The following is a 16,032-nucleotide window of genomic DNA, read 5'->3' as shown; positions in this document are numbered from 1 at the left end:
ACCACCCCGTTATGTTACGAATGTTACCGATCCTGCTGTTGTTAAGCGGATCGTTATCCGCCCAATGGCGACTGGATTCCATCTTTCGTTCTTCCGACCTTTACGCCGTCAATCCACTCGTAAGCGTTCCCGCCATTGCCCTGGGTGGGTATGGCAGCCAGCAGCGCCTGATTTCCCTGCAGGATAAACCGGACCTGACACCGGAAGAGTTAAATGCCCTCGACCCCGCTTCCGTGGGTGCCTTCGACCGGGTGGCGCTGCGGCAGGACGTCGACAAACACAAACAGGCGATCATCCAGAGCGATTACTTTTTCAACACCGGACAGCTACTCCCCTTCGGCCTTTTTATCTGGAAAAAGTATCGCCGTGACTGGTTCGACATCTCCCTGATGTACCTGGAGGCCCAGGTGGCCCAGGGACTTTTCTACGGCTTTGCCCCCTTCGGCCCCACGGCCGTGGACCGCTACCGGCCCCGCGTGTACTACGATGCGCTACCGGTGGACAGCCGCACTTACGGAAACGAACGCAACAGCATGTTTAGCGGCCACGTCTCCACCACCGCCACCGGCTTCTATTTCTTCGCCCGCATGATTGACGATTACAATCCTCAGCTCACCGGCACCCAGCGGGCCCTGATCTACACCGGCGCTACCCTCCCGTCACTGGCGGCCGGATGGCTTCGTGTACGGGGGCTTAAGCATTATCCTACCGACGTACTCGTAGGCCTTGGCGTCGGAGCCATCAGCGGCATCGGCGTTCCCAGTCTGCACAAGTGGTGGAAACAGCGGCACCGGAGCCGGCTGGTGTTGCAGCCGGTGTACGCGGGCGGGGCAACCGGCCTCGTCTTCCAGCTCCGGTATTAGCCGGACGAACAATATTGCTACCGTTATCCTTAGCATTGGGCAAATTATCCTACCCTCCATGTTTCGCTGTTTCCTCCTTCTCCTAGTCTGCTGTTCTTTCCCCCTCACCGCTCAAAAGTTTCCCGACCTGGACCCCGAGAAAGCGTCGGTATACCGCGTCCGAACGGTGAGGGAGGGGCTGGGCGGGCTCGCCGTCATGGTGGGCGCGACTACCGGTATCGACGGGCTGCGCGATAAAACGCCTATCTCCGACGAAACCCTCACTCGGCTGCAGAATTCGGAGATCGGTCGCCTGGATCGGTGGGGGTTGGAGCGGGACGCGCTGAAGCGGTTTCGCAGCGAGGAAACGAGCGACTACTTTTTCAACGGCTCCGTGCTGCTGCCGATCACCCTGTTCATCGACAAGAAGTTTCGTAAGGACTGGCTGGACATCGGCGTTTTGTACCTGCAGGCGCACGCGCTTTCAGCATTTACCTATGCGTTCAGCCCGCTCGGCCCACGCTTTATCGACCGCTACCGGCCGGTGGCTTACTACGAGGAACTGAGCTTCGACGACCGGCGTTCGGGCAATAACCTCAACAGCTTCTTCAGCGGCCACGTCAGCACCACCGCCGTCGGCACCTTTTTTTTCACCAAGGTTTTATCCGATTACAACCCCCAGTGGACGGGCGGCCACCGCGCCATCGCCTTCACCCTGGCTTCGCTTCCCCCCGCCTTCGTAGCGGTGCAGCGGGTGCGTGCGCTGAAGCATTTTCCTACCGACACGGTTGTCGGGCTGGGGGTCGGCGCGTTCTTTGGTGTCATGGTGCCCCACGTGCACAAGGTATGGGCCCGGAATCACCGCAGCAGTTTGTCGCTGGGCGGGGGCTACCACGACGGCGCCGGCGGGGCGGGAATCGTGCTGACCTTTTAGGGGGGGCGGCGCAGCGCAGGTGCAACGAAACCGGGCAAACTGCTATCTTTCCCGGCAGTTAACGCCAACGCTATGCTCGACCTTTCCATCCACAATTCCGCCAACGTAGATATCTCCTACCGTCACGTCGGTAGCACCGACGTGACCCGCTACGAAAAAATGCACGTCGAGGTGTTTCGCGACTCCGGTCAGGCATCCATCGCCGTGGCCCACGAAATCGCCGATCTCATGCGCGAGAAAGCGGGTGCGGGAGAACCCTGCATCCTGGGGCTAGCCACCGGATCCTCGCCGATCCGGGTGTACGCCGAGCTCGTCCGCCTGCACCGGGAAGAAGGGCTCGATTTTTCCCACGTGATCACCTTCAACCTGGACGAATACTTCCAGCTCCCGCGGGGCAGCCGCCATTCCTACTGGTACTTCATGCACCAGCACCTGTTCAATCACGTCAACGTTAAGCCCAAAAACATCCACATTCCGCTGGGGACCATCGCCCTGGAAGATGTGTACGAGCACTGCATGGCCTACGAAAAGGCGATCCGGGAAGCCGGGGGACTGGACTTTCAGCTACTCGGCATCGGACGTACCGGCCACGTTGGCTTCAACGAGCCGGGCTCCCACCGCCGTTCGCTCACCCGCCTGATCACCCTCGACCACCTGACGCGGGTGGACGCGGCCGCGGATTTCCAGGGAATATCCAACGTCCCCTCCCGGGCCATCACCATGGGCATTCAGACGATCAACCAGGCCCGCCGCATCGTGCTCCTGGCCTGGGGACATAAAAAAGCGGAGATTATCCAGCGGACCATTGAGGGCGAACGCACTTCGGAAATCCCCGCTACCTACCTGCAGGACCATCCTAACGTAACCGTCCTTTTGGATGAGGAGTCGAGTGCCGAACTGCGTCGGTTCAATACGCCCTGGTTGGTCGGGCCCTGCGAATGGACCGATATCCTCGAACGGAAGGCCATCATCTGGCTCAGTCGGCAGGTTGATAAACCCATTCTGAAACTGACCGAGCGGGATTACAACAGCAACGGCATGTCGGACCTGCTGGCCCTCCACGGGTCCGCCTACGACCTCAATATCCGGATGTTCAACCAGCTCCAGCATACCATTACCGGCTGGCCGGGCGGCAAGCCCAACGTAGACGACAGCCAGCGGCCGGAGCGGAAAAGCCCCGCCCGCAAGCGCGTTATCCTCTTCAGTCCTCACCCCGATGACGATGTTATCTCCATGGGCGGCACCTTCGCCCGCCTGGTCAATCAGGGCCACGAGGTTCACGTCGCCTACCAGACGAGCGGCAACATTGCCGTCAGCGACCGGGATGCACGCCGCTTCGCCGAATTTGCCCGCGATATCAATGAAGAGTACGGCTCCGGTAACGCCCGCCTGGATTTCGTCATTCAGGAACTCAGTGGAGAACGGGAAAAAGGAGAAGTTGACTCCCTCGACGTCCGGAAAATCAAGGCGCTGATCCGCCGGGGCGAAGCGCTCGCCGGCGCTCGCTTTGTCGGCGTGGCCGACGAAAACATCCACTTCCTCAACATGCCGTTCTACGAGACCGGGATGCACCGCAAGGACGAATTGGGCGATAAAGACATCGAATTGGTGCGCAGCCTCATCGAAAAAGTGCGCCCCCACCAGATCTTCGCGGCCGGCGACCTGGCCGACCCCCACGGCACCCATAAAGTGTGCCTCGACAGCATCTTCTCCGCCCTGGAACAATTGAAGCATACCGCTCCCGAAACCATTGCCGACACCTGGCTATGGCTCTACCGCGGGGCGTGGCAGGAATGGCCGGTACACGAAATTGAAATGGCCGTACCGCTCAGCCCCGCCCAGGTCGAAGCCAAACGCAACGCCATTTTCTTCCACCAGAGCCAGAAAGACGGGGTGATGTTCCAGGGTGAGGACGACCGGGAATTCTGGCAGCGCGCCGAACAGCGCAACCGGGAAACCGCGCGGCTGTACAACCAGCTCGGTCTGACGGAATACGAAGCAATCGAGGCATTCAGACGGTGGAAGTTTTAACTTAGCGCCTTCCCGAACCGGACGTCCCCTACTGCTACTTCCGGCTACACCTGCCCGCTATGTTGTCCTATCGCCTGTTGCTTTGCTTGCCTTTCCTGCTCCTCGGTTCGTTGCTTTCCGCCCAGGAAGATTGCGGGAACGGACTGGATGACGACGGCGATGGCTTGATCGACCTGAATGACACCGTCGATTGCGCGTGCGGCTTCGCATCGGCCATCCCCTCCCTGCTCCCCAATCCGTCGCTGGAAGACTTCGACGCCGGTCAGGAAGGCTGCGAATCCATTCAGCCCGGCGGGCTACCCGATGCACCCAACCAGGCCAACTGCCTGGTCGGTTGGCAACGGGCATCAATCGGCACCACCGATGCGTGGAACGCCTTCACGCTGTCGGGATCGCCCCCGTTCTTTCCCAGCGAACTACCCCAGCCCCTGCCGAGCGGTACGGGTATCGCCGGTTTCTGGATCGGTGTGCGCGATAGCGAGGAAAGCCTCTTCACCAACGGGGATGGAACCACCACTACCCAGTACCGCGAATACCTAGCGGCCTGCCTCGAAGGAGACAACACCGTGGAAGCGGGCAACCAGTACCGGTTGACCTTCTCCCTGGGTTTCATGCAACCCCAATCGTTCAACAGCCAGCAGGGCAATCGGGTCGACATGGCCTCCCCGTCTCCGATCGAGCTGAACATCTACGGGATCAGGGAGTGCAGCCAGATTTATTTCGGCGACTTCTACACCTGCCCCGAAACGGCCGGCGCCGAAGGTTATGAACTGATCCAAACGGTACAGGTTACGGGATCGGCCGGTGCCTGGACCCCCGTGAACGTTAATTTTACCGCCGCCAGTGACTATGCCGCCTTTGCCGTCGGCGGAAGCTGTGCGGCCGACGTAGGGAGGTCCGATTCCGACTTTTTCCGTAATTATTACTTCATCGACGACGTCATTCTCAACCGGCCCGAGGTATTCGAGCAACCCGTAGCGGGGCCGGTATCCGTAGCGGGCCAAACCATCTGCGCCGACGAAATCACCCTGACCGGACAATTCACCAGTGGCGCTTCCTACCAGTGGTATAAGGACGGTATCGCCTTGGTCGGTGAAACGGCCAACATACTCACCCTGACCCCGAGCCAATCCATCGATGGCGCTTACGCACTGCGGGTGACCACGGCCGGCGGGTGTGCCACTACCGAAGACGTAGTCATCCAGCGGCCGATCCTGGCCGATATGGTGCCCGACTCCGTAGCGCTTTGCCCCGAACTGGATACCGTCTTTCTCCAACCCACACGGCCTTCCGGTGCAACCTTTACCTGGAGCGATGGCAGCACCCTCCCCTATTTTCCAGTAACGGAGCCAGGCGACTACAGCGTGACCGTAAGCACGGTCTGTGAGCAGCAGATCGAAACTTTTACCGCCCTGGAGACCGAAACGATCAGCTACCAAGTGACGACGGAGCCGGAAACCTATTGCGTGGGCGATACGGTCCGCATCTCCGTCCAAACGGACTTCTTCAACTACGGCGTGGCGTACAACACGTTGAGCTATGAGCCCCTGTTTTCAAACGACCCCGAGGGACTGGAGGTCGTAGTCGGCGAGATCGACTCTATCGTAGTTCAGCTTTTCTACGGTTGCGGCAGCACCCTCGATACGGTTGCCCTTAGCCCGGACGTGGCCTTTGACGTCTCCGCTGACGTACCCCAGTTGAGCTGTGAAAATCCCTCCGGAACCATCACGCTCAACCTCAGTAACCCGGATCAGGTCGAGTTCGCCTGGACCGACCCCGCCGGCAATCCGGTCGGTGATTCCGGACCGAGCCTGGAGGTTTCCTTACCCGGCACCTACGGCGTCGAACTGGTTGACGGCATTCGCTGCCCCGCTACCTACACTTATGAAGTCGTGTACGCGGATTCCTTCCGGGTCAACCTGGCCATCGATTCTCTCCGTTGCGATGCGGATGGAGGCGCTTCCGCCGCCCCTTCCGGGGGCACGTTGCCGTATACCGTTAACTGGTACCGGGCGGACGTTACGGATCCCTTTCTTTCCGATACCAACCGGGTCGACCGGCTTACTCCCGGCGATTACCGGGTATCGGTAGAGGATGGTGCGGGCTGCATACGGAGCGAATTCTTTACGCTCACCGAGCCTGACTCCCTGACCGTCACTACCGCCACTACCTTCGCGGACTGCGCGATCGAGGATTCCGGTGTGCTTACCGTAACCGCCAGCGGAGGAGCGCCCCCGTATACCTACCGCATCGATGGCGGAGACCCACAGACCGCCCCCGTTTTTCGCGATCTTTCGAGCGGCACGTATTCGGTCGAGGTACAGGACAGCCGAGGATGTGCTCCCGTAGTGGCAACAGTTACGGTGACCACCCCTACCCCCTTTACGGTGGAACTGGCGGATGAGCAAGTCATTTCTCTGGGCGACAGCCTCCTGCTGGAGCTCCGGGTCCTTGGTGTTTCCCCCGAGACGGGTCGCGCGGTCTGGACACCGGCGGAAAGCCTTAGCTACCCCTTCGGAGAGGGATCGACCACGGTGCGCGCCCGACCGGCCCGGACGACCCGCTACCAGGTTACCTACACCTCCTCCGAGGGATGTAGCCAAACGGCAGAAACACTCGTCGTGGTCGACGAGTCGGTGCGTATTTACGTCCCTTCCGCGTTTAGCCCCAACGGCGACGGCACCAACGACGAGCTCCTCGTCTACCCCGGCCCCTCCGTACAGCGTGTACGGTCTTTCCGCGTCCACGATCGGTGGGGAGGATTGGTGTACGAATGGACCGGGGAGGCGGGCACCGGGTGGGACGGCCGGGTGGGCGACCAAACACTCAACCCGGGCACCTTCTTTTATCTCGTCGAGTCCGAACTGGTTAATGGCCGTACCATCAGCACCGCCGGCTCCGTAACCCTGATCCGCTAGCACTTCTTAACTTTTGCCCAATGCGATTTTCCCTACAGAACAAGCGAGCCATCGTCACCGGTGGTAGCAGCGGAATCGGTGCTGCCATTACCCAAGCCCTGGGTGAACAGGGGGCGGACGTCCACGTCCTCGATCTCCGGGGCGAGGGTAATCGCTTTCATGCCTGCGACGTGAGCGATCAGGATGCCGTACGCTCCTGCATAACCGCAATAGCCGGGGGCGGCCCGATCGATATTCTCGTCAACAACGCCGGTGTCGGCTTCGTCGGTAACCTGGAAAATACGACCGAGGCCGATCTGGATAGGCTATTCGCCATCAACATTAAGGGAGTCTACAACTGCGCCCTGGCCTGCGTACCCCACATGAAAGAAAAAGGGGGCGTCATCCTGAATATGGCCTCCGTTGCCGCTACGGTAGCCGTGGCCGACCGCTTCGCTTACAGCATGACGAAAGGTGCTGTGCTTACGATGACCTATTCCATCGCCAAGGATTACCTGCAATATGGTATCCGGTGCAACAGCATTTCCCCGGCCCGCGTCCATACCCCGTTCGTGGACGCCTACCTGACCAAAAATTACCCCGGCCGGGAAAAGGAAATGTTCGAACAACTCTCCAAGACCCAGCCCATCGGGCGAATGGGCGAACCCCGGGAAGTTGCCGACCTGGCCGCCTACCTGTGTTCCGACGAGGCCGCCTTCCTTACCGGCACGGACTTTCCGATCGACGGTGGATTTATTAAACTCAATGGATAAGGTCGAGGAACCTTAACGTCCGTCGTATACTACCGGCAGACTTTAATTAGTTAAAGGGGGGAAGTTTTCGGCCGGGTATGGCATCCAGTATGGATCGGATACGCGGTTTTTATTAGTGTCTCTCATAGTAACAAAGTGTTGTCCCAAAACCTATCCCTGCTACGCTATTGCGTAAGCCTAAGCTTGCTATTGCTGCCCCTGTTCCTTTCCGCTCAGGAAATCTGCGACAATGGAATCGACGACGATGCCGACGGTCGGATCGATCTCAATGATGTGGACGATTGCAGTTGCCGGATCGCCCCGGAAACCCCTTCCCTGCTCCTCAACCCGTCCCTCGAAGAATTTTCCGCCGCCGAGCCCGGCTGCCAGTCTTCCCAACCTGGTGGCCTCCCCGACGGAACCAATCAGGCCAACTGCCTGGTCGGGTGGCAGCGGGCCAGCCTGGGCACTACCGACGCCTGGAACGCCTTCACCCTCGCCGGATCGGAACCCGACTACCCCACCGAACTGCCCATGCCCCTGCCGAGTGGGTCGGGCGTGGCCGGATTCTGGGTGGGCATTAAGGATACGGACGGCATTCAGTTTGCCAATGGCGACGGAACGCTGGTGCAGCGCTACCGGGAATACCTGGCCTCTTGCTTCGAAGAAGGCCGGGGAATCGAACGGGGCGAGGATTACCGACTGACCTTTTCCCTCGGCTTTATGAATTCCCAGATATACGACAACAAGGGAAAGCAAGTGCATCTGGATTCCCCCTCCGGCGTGGAATTAAGCATCTACGGCATCCGGGAGTGCGCCCAACTCAACTTCGGGTATTACCAGAACTGCCCGGAAGATGCCGGCGCGGAAGGCTATGAGCTACTGGCCAACGTCACCGTGGAGGGACAAGAAGGCTCTTGGACGGAATCCGTCGTTGAGTTCACGGCCGACAACGATTACGCGGCCTTCGCGATCGGCGGCTCCTGCGGCTCCGACCTGAAACGGGTAGACAGTAAATACTACCGCAATTACTACTTCATCGACAACCTGATCCTCAACCGGACCTCCGCTTTCCAGGCGCCCAGCGTCGGTCCGATCAACGTAGAAGGTGAAAATATCTGCGACGAAGCGATCGTTCTGACCGGCCGCTATTCCTCCGAAGCTACCTACCAGTGGTACCGCGACGGTATAGCGATCGCCGGAGCCAAGCAACATACCCTTACTCTCACCGATGCCACCGGAAAGGAGGGCAGTTATCAATTGCGGGCACACTACCCGGTGGGGTGCTCCACCTCCGATGCCGTTCGTATCCAGCGGCCGGTTATCCCCGACCAATTTCCCGATTCCCTAGCCTTCTGCGCCGCCGGCAGCAGCATCCGGCTCTACGCCACGAAGGTGCTCGGTGCCCGGTACGCTTGGTCCGACGGAACCAGTAAAACCTCCCTGACCATCAAGGAGCCCGGCACCTATGCCGTGACCGTAACGGCCAATTGCCAGCAACGCGTCGAAGAGATTCATGCCGTGGCGGACAAACCCCTCACTTACCGGTATCGGCTTTCCCCGGAAAAACCGTGCGTCGGCGATACGGTAGAGATCACCGTCGACACCGATTGGTATACCAACAGCGTGATGTACATGCCCGATGACGGCGGGTTCTTTTACCAAATGGCGGACGTCCCGCTGCGCGTCGTAGCGGGCGACGTCGCTACCGTTACAGCCATGCTTTTCACTTCCTGTGGTATGATGAACGACATCATCACCATTCCCGCCTATGAGCCCTTCGCGGCCGAAGCAGCCGTCACCGATGTCAACTGCCAGGGTACCGAAGGCAGAATAGCCCTGCGAGTGACCGACGGTACCGCCTCGGCTTTCCAGTGGTCCGACTCCGCCCAGAAATCGCTGGACAGTACCAGCAGTGAAATCACGGTGAAGCAAGCCGGACGCTACGCCGTCACCGTTACCGGTCACGATCGCTGCGCCACCTCCTTCACCTATGCCGTGGCGGACCGGAAGTTCTCCGTAGACTACGTTACGACCGATGTATCTTGCGAAAACGACGGATCGATCAGTGCTTTTCCATCCGGGGGCACCCCGCCCTACCGCATCGAGTGGCGTACCGCCGCCGACAATCCGCCCATGCCGACGCAGGCTACCGTACTCACCGATCTGCCGAAGGGTACCTATTTCACCAAACTGAGGGACTCCGAAAATTGCGTCACCGAAGCGCGTTTTAGCATCGAAGGTCCCGATTCCCTGCAGATTACCGCCACCGAATCCATCCATGGTTGCTACCCGGAGCAAACGGGCCGGTTGGAAGTAAGCGTAGCGGGCGGTACGGCACCCTATACCTATTCCCTGATCGGAACCACCGAGCAGACCACGCCCACCTTCACCGATTTGTCGGAAGGGGCTTACCGCCTGCAGGTCCGGGATGCCCTAAACTGCCAGTCCGCAGAGCAACCGGTAACGCTGGATTTTCCGGATCCGGTCGCTATCGACCTGGGCGAGGACCTCGTGGTCGACCTGGGGGAAACCATCACCCTGCAAGCCGAGCTTACGGGCACCCTCGCCGGTGCGGGAACCCTGGAGTGGAGCTCCACCGCCGGCCCCGTTCTCCCCGATCCCGACTTCTTCAACCTGATCGCCACCTCAAATCCGGAAGCCTCGGGAGAATACATGGCGCGACTCCTCCTGCCGGATGGCTGTAGTTACTCGGATGCTATTCACGTACAAGTACAAAACACCATTAACATTTACGTACCTACGGCCTTCAGCCCGAATGGCGATGGCGTCAACGATATCCTGACCGTCTACTCCAACGCAGGCGTGACCCGTATCGACGATTTCAAGGTATTCGACCGATGGGGCGGACTCGTTTTCGCATCGGATGCGCGGGAAGTTCAGTGGGACGGAACCCGGGGGGGAGTACCCCTCGACGCGGGATCTTACATTTATGCCGGAACGGTCCGCTTGTATAAGGGCGGAACGCATCCCATCCGGGGCACGGTATTACTGACCCGATAGCCCTTTATCGGGTAGTTAAAGCGCTTTGCGGGGGCGGCAAAAGATGCGTCCGTCGCGAACATCGTGTTAAGGTTCGTGTTTATTGTGCATAAGTGGAAGATATATTTATCTTTACTTCGCTTTACGACACAATTGAATTAAACACGACACTGTGACAACCGCCCAGCTTGTCCTCTTTATGAGGACGTGGGCGTTGCTGCTGACCTTCTTTTTAGTAGGTTACCCTTTATTTTCCCAGGAAAACTGCGCCAACGGCATCGATGATGATGGAGACGGCCTGGTTGACTTGAACGATAAAACGGACTGCAGCTGCGCTCTTCCCTCCACCTTAACATCCCTATTACCGAATCCTTCCCTGGAGGAATTTGACGGCGGGCAATCCGGCTGCACTTCCGAACAGCCCGGCGGGCGCCCGGATGCCGTCAACCAGGCGAACTGCCTGACCGGCTGGCAGCGCGTATCCATGGGCACCACCGACAGCTGGAACGCTTTCACCTTCACCAACGCCGGCCCTTACTTTCCGGAAAAGCTGCCCCTACCCCTCCCCAGCGGTACCGGGATCGCGGGTTTCTGGGTGGGCGTCCGCGATACCCCCAACAGCCAGTTCCTTAACGGCGACGGTACCACCGCGCAGCGCTACCGGGAATACCTGGCCGCCAATTTCACGGATGGCCAACGGTTGCACCAGGGTAAAGCCTACCGACTGACCTTCTCGCTGGGCTTTATGGAGCCGCAGACCGCCTCCGAAGAAGGGGTTGACGTCAGCGTAGCTTCTCCTCCTTCGGTCGAACTAAGCGTGTATGGCGTGCGGGAAACCCACCAGCTGAATTTCGGACCTTACTACGACTGCCCGGAAACGGCCGGGGCGGAAGGGTACGAACTCATCGGCAACATCACCGTGTCCGGCGAGCCGGGCAGGTGGACCGGAGCCCAGCTTGATTTTGTCCCCACCGCCTCCTACGCCGGGTTCGCCATCGGCGGTTCTTGCGCCCCGGATAACGGCCGCGCAAACAACGGTAATTACCGCAATTACTACTTCATCGACGATCTGATCCTCAACGAAGCGGCCACCTTCGATCGGTTTGCCGCGGGTGCGGTGAGCGTGGACGGGCTCACGGTTTGCGACGAGGAGATCCTCCTTACCGGTCAACACCACGAAAACGCCACCTATCAGTGGTACCGCAATGGCATTGCGCTTCCCGGGTCGGTAACCCGTACCCTCACCCTCCGGGGTGGGCCCTCCGTTGACGGGGACTACGTACTGCGTGTATCCACCCCCGAGGGCTGCGCGCTCACCGAAGCGGTGCATATTCAGCGCCCGATCGTCACCAATCACTTTGTCGACTCCATTGCCTTCTGTAGCGACCTGGAGGCGGCCCGGATCAGCGCGCGCCGCTTTACCGGGGCCACCTACGAATGGGAAAATGGTAGCACCGAGGCTCACCTCACCGTTACGAAAGCCGGCACCTACGTCGTTACCGTCACCGAAAACTGCGTCGAACACGTAGAGGAGATCGTAGTGCGGGATAACACCCCTTTCACCTATTCCCTGGAAGCCACGCCGGCCCTACCCTGTATCGGGGATACCATCACGGTAAATTTCACCACTTCGACGCCGAATACCCGGCTGTATTTTCGGTCCCTGGCTAGCGGTAAAGACCTGACGCCCCGCAACGGAAAACTGCGCATCCTGGCGGGTGAGGAGGAAGCTATCCTGGCCTTTATCCGCACCGACTGCGGCACTCAGACGGATACTATTTTCTTGCCGGTTTCCGAGCCTTTCCAAATCCACGATGCAGCGATTCAGGATATCTACTGCAACGGCGGTGACGGCCGTATCGCACTGACCGTCGACCGCCCCGAAAACATTCAGTACGAATGGCGGAACGCAGCCGGCCAAGTCGTAGGCGATAACCAAGCCACTTTAGACGTTACCGTTCCGGGCGACTACTCGGTTTCGCTACAGGACGGGGCGCGCTGTCCGAAAACCGCCACCTACACCGTCCGGAATCACAACTCCTTTACCGCCGATATAGCCGTCGACCAGACGGTCTGTGGCACCGGCGGGAGCATCGCCATTACCGCCATTACGGGCAAATACCCGTATACGGTGAAATGGTACAAGAACGGCAAACCGGATTACGAAGAGGGCAATCCCTCCACCCGCGCTAACCTCCCGGTCGGCAACTATGCTCTCGTCATTACGGACGCGGCGGGCTGCACGATCGAACAATCGGTCACCCTCACGGGCACGCCCCCGCTTACCGCCTCGGTCGTTTCGGGATACGACGATTGCGGAAGCGGCACCAGCGGATTCCTTTCCCTGACCGGAGAGGGGGGGACTCCACCCTATTCATACGTGCTTTCCGAGCATGGGGAACAACTGGATACCGATTTCACCGGCCTCTCCGCCGGCACCTACGAAGCATGGATCGAAGACGCTACGGGCTGTGCCTCCGAACCGGTTTCCGTTACGCTGAACGAGTTGGTGGTACCCGATATCGATCTCGGTCCCGACCGCTATATCTTGCTGGGCGATTCCGTCGAGCTGGACGGAGGAGCCCCCGAATTAACGAACGCCACGGGTTCCATTTCCTGGACGCCCGCCCGGTCGCTGAGCTGTGCGGATTGCGCCGCCCCCGTAGCATCGCCCTTTGCAACCACCGCCTACAGCGTCACCTACATCACGCCGGAGAGTTGTACCGTTACCGATAGCGTCCTGGTGTACGTAGACCGCAGCCCCCGCATTTACGTACCAAATGCATTCAGCCCGAACGGCGACGGCAATAACGACGTCTTCCGCATCTACCTGCCCGAACGTTCCGCTACCCTGACCGAACTCATGATCTTCGACCGCTGGGGGGAATTGCTCTGGCAAAAAGACGATCGTCAGGACGGTGCCTGGGATGGAACCTACCGCGGTAAGCCCCTATCCGTTGGCGTCTACGTCTACACGGCCAAGGTGCGCTTGGCCGATAATACCATCGTTCCGCTCGAAGGATCGGTTACCCTCGTGAAGTAGCCGACAACCCGGCACGTAATCCTTCCAGTTCCGCCAGTCCGCGCATCCGACCGTACAGGCTGTAGCCCGGGTAGGTTTGCCGTTTGCGGTCGTCGAAGAGGGTGAAGCCATGGTCGGGGCGGTAGGGGACGTCCGTTTTTCCCCTGAGCAGTTCTGCCATCACGGCGGCCATGTCGACGTCGCCCTGCAGGTGACCGCTTTCGCGGAAGCTGGCGTGGGGGGAACGGGCGACGTTGCGCAGGTGCACGAAATGGATCCGATCGAGAAACTCGCGGGCCATGGCGGGCAGGTCGTTGTCCGAACGCGCGCCCAGCGACCCCGTGCAGAGGCAAATACCGTTGGCCTTATCGTCGACCATCTCCATGATCTCCTGCAGGTCTTTTTGGGTGGATACGATGCGGGGCAGGCCGACCACCGGCCAGGGCGGATCGTCGGGGTGGACGGTCAGCTTGATGCCCTCCTCGGCCGCCGTGGGTACGATAGCCTCCAGGAAGCGCCGCAGATTCTCCTTAAACTCCGCCGCGGTGATGTGGCGATAGGGTTCGATGGCCTGCTTGAAGGTGGCCAGCTCGAAGCTTTCTTCCGACCCGGGGAGCCCCTTAAGCATATTATCGCTCACTTCCTGCTTGTCGGCCGCGGTCATCTCCTCGTAGTGATCGGTGGCCAGCTCTACCAGTTCGGCCGGATAATCCTCCGCGGCGTGGGGCCGGTTGAGGATGAACAGGTCGAAGGCCAGCAGATCCAGTCCGTCTAGCGCCACCGTCGTGCCGCCCGGTACGGGCACCACCAGTCGGGTACGCGTCCAGTCGAGCACCGGCATAAAGTTGTAGCATACCGTCGTGACGCCCTCGGCGGCGAGGTTGCGCAGCGATTGGCGGTAGTTCTCCAGCAGCTTCGGCGCCGCTTCCGTGTTTTGCTTGATGCCTTCGTGTACGGGGATGCTTTCCACTACCGACCAAGGCAGTTCTTTCAGCTCTTTCTTCCGTTGCCGGATCTCCTCGCGGCTCCACACCGCCCCGTTTTCCACGTGGTGGAGGGCCGTCACCACGCCCCGTACATCCAGGGCGGCAACTTCGTCAATGCTTATGGGATCTTTCGGGCCGTACCAGCGCCAGGTGGGAAACATAGGATTTTCGTTTTGGAAGGGCCAAAGTACGCTTTACGATTAATCTGTTCACCCCAACCGCATGCGCCTTTCGCCTTGGCTGCCGACGGGCTCTATCCCTGGTGCTCGATGGCGACCTCCTGCCCGGATGCGGCGCTTTCAATGATGGCCTGGATCACGGCAACGTCCTTCAGCCCCAGGGTGCCGGGGGCGATGAATTCAGTATCGTTCATGATTGCCAGGGCGTCATCGTCCATCTGGATGGATTGCTGATTCTCCACGGCCGGGCCGAGTAGCTTGCCGTCGCTGGTTTCGCCCGTCACGCCGGTGTAGGGTTGCATCGGATCCATCTCGTACCAGCCCTCCTCGGCCTCAATGTGGAGTTCGTTGTAGTTGGTGACTACACTGGTTTTGCCCTCGGCGAGCATGCCGCCCGGGTAGCGCAGCGTGTATTCCGTGGTGAGATCGACGGCGTTAGCGTGATCCTGGCGAGTTTGCGTGGCTTTGACCACGGCTTCGGGGGCCATCTGGGTGCCGTAGCGCAGTCCATTGACGCTGTAAACACCCATATCGTACAGCGCTCCGCCACCCATATCCCGCTGGCCGCGCCAGTTATCGGTGGAGGGGGGCGATCCGCCGTAGCCGGCGTAGGCGTGGGCACCGGTCAGGGCTCCGTAGGCGCGCTCCTCGGTCAGTTCGATCAGCTTGCGGGTGTTGGGTTCGTGCATCATCCGGTAGCCGATGGCCAGGCGCACGCCGTTTTCGTTACAGGCGTCGATCATATCCTGGCACTCTTCCGCCGTCATGGCCATGGGCTTCTCGCACCAGACGTGCTTACCGGTATTGGCGGCGCGGACGGCAAAGTCGCGGTGGGTAGCCGTGGGTGTGATCACGTAAATAACATCGATCTCGTCGTTGTCGGCGATCTCGTCCATCGTATCGTAAGTATAGCTATTGGCCTCCTTGACGTTGTACTTTTCCTGCCATTCGGGGAGCTTTTCGGGGCTGCCGGTAATGAGGCCACGCAGTTCGCAGTGCTCGGTCAGTTGCAGGGCCGGGGCGATCTGCCCGGAGGCGTAACCGCCCAATCCGAGGATGGCGACGCCTAGCTTCCGGTCCTGATTCGGGCGCCGGGGCGCGGGTGCGGCGTCTTCGGCGGAGGTATTGTTGTTGCCCGAAGTGCAGCCAATTAGACCCGGGGCGAAGAGGAATCCCGTTGCCGCGGCGGACTGGCGGAGGAAGCGGCGTCGGGTGGAAATAGATTTCTTTTGGGCCATGGGGCGAACGGATTAGTGATCAATCGTTTTGCTAATACGCAATTCCGAACCTTGTTCATCCGACCGGGAATTAAGGTTTGGGTTCGCGCATTGCTTTTTCCGATAATCGTTGCCCCCGCGCTCCGGCGCCCGAACAAAAATACGCCCC

General features: G+C 59.9%; 9 protein-coding genes. 7 read left to right on the top strand and 2 right to left on the bottom strand.

All coding sequences use genetic code 11. The features are described from left to right. Positions 1-11: 11 nt before the first annotated feature. The 7 genes from CLV84_RS09100 (at position 12) to CLV84_RS09070 (ending at position 13,502) form a co-directional block, all read left to right on the top strand. Positions 12-863, top strand: coding sequence for a phosphatase PAP2 family protein (locus tag CLV84_RS09100; protein WP_104419401.1), 852 nt, complete (start codon positions 12-14; stop codon positions 861-863). A 58-nt stretch (positions 864-921) separates the two neighbouring features. Further along, complete coding sequence (locus tag CLV84_RS09095; protein ID WP_104419400.1) at positions 922-1,776, top strand: phosphatase PAP2 family protein; 855 nt, start codon at positions 922-924, stop codon at positions 1,774-1,776. A gap of 72 nt (positions 1,777-1,848) precedes the next feature. Beyond that, on the top strand, positions 1,849-3,807 hold the full coding sequence (gene nagB, locus CLV84_RS09090; RefSeq protein WP_104419399.1) for a glucosamine-6-phosphate deaminase: 1,959 nt from the start codon (positions 1,849-1,851) through the stop codon (positions 3,805-3,807). A 59-nt stretch (positions 3,808-3,866) separates the two neighbouring features. Next, positions 3,867-6,725 carry a T9SS type B sorting domain-containing protein gene (locus tag CLV84_RS09085; RefSeq protein ID WP_104419398.1) on the top strand — a complete coding sequence of 953 codons (2,859 nt, stop codon included), beginning with the start codon at positions 3,867-3,869 and terminating at the stop codon, positions 6,723-6,725. 20 nt (positions 6,726-6,745) lie between these two features. Continuing rightward, entirely contained in the window at positions 6,746-7,477 is a 732-nt protein-coding gene (locus CLV84_RS09080; RefSeq protein ID WP_104419397.1) for an SDR family NAD(P)-dependent oxidoreductase, read from the top strand. A 183-nt stretch (positions 7,478-7,660) separates the two neighbouring features. After that, complete coding sequence (locus tag CLV84_RS09075; protein WP_146088762.1) at positions 7,661-10,480, top strand: T9SS type B sorting domain-containing protein; 2,820 nt, start codon at positions 7,661-7,663, stop codon at positions 10,478-10,480. 151 nt (positions 10,481-10,631) lie between these two features. Next, positions 10,632-13,502 (top strand): gliding motility-associated C-terminal domain-containing protein, encoded by a 2,871-nt coding sequence (locus tag CLV84_RS09070; protein ID WP_146088761.1) that lies wholly within the window; start codon positions 10,632-10,634, stop codon positions 13,500-13,502. Here the strand turns inward: CLV84_RS09070 and uxuA are convergent. Beyond that, positions 13,486-14,628: a mannonate dehydratase gene (gene uxuA, locus CLV84_RS09065; RefSeq protein WP_104419394.1), complete on the bottom strand. Its 1,143-nt coding sequence runs from the start codon at positions 14,626-14,628 to the stop codon at positions 13,486-13,488. The genes CLV84_RS09070 and uxuA overlap by 17 nt on opposite strands. Before the next feature lie 92 nt (positions 14,629-14,720). Continuing rightward, complete coding sequence (locus tag CLV84_RS09060) at positions 14,721-15,884, bottom strand: Gfo/Idh/MocA family protein (protein WP_104419393.1); 1,164 nt, start codon at positions 15,882-15,884, stop codon at positions 14,721-14,723. Positions 15,885-16,032 lie beyond the last annotated feature (148 nt).

This window comes from Neolewinella xylanilytica (assembly GCF_002934605.1).
Lineage (GTDB): Bacteria > Bacteroidota > Bacteroidia > Chitinophagales > Saprospiraceae > Neolewinella > Neolewinella xylanilytica.
The sequence above is the reverse complement of the archived record's forward strand: the minus strand, read 5'-3'. Positions and strand labels throughout refer to the sequence as shown.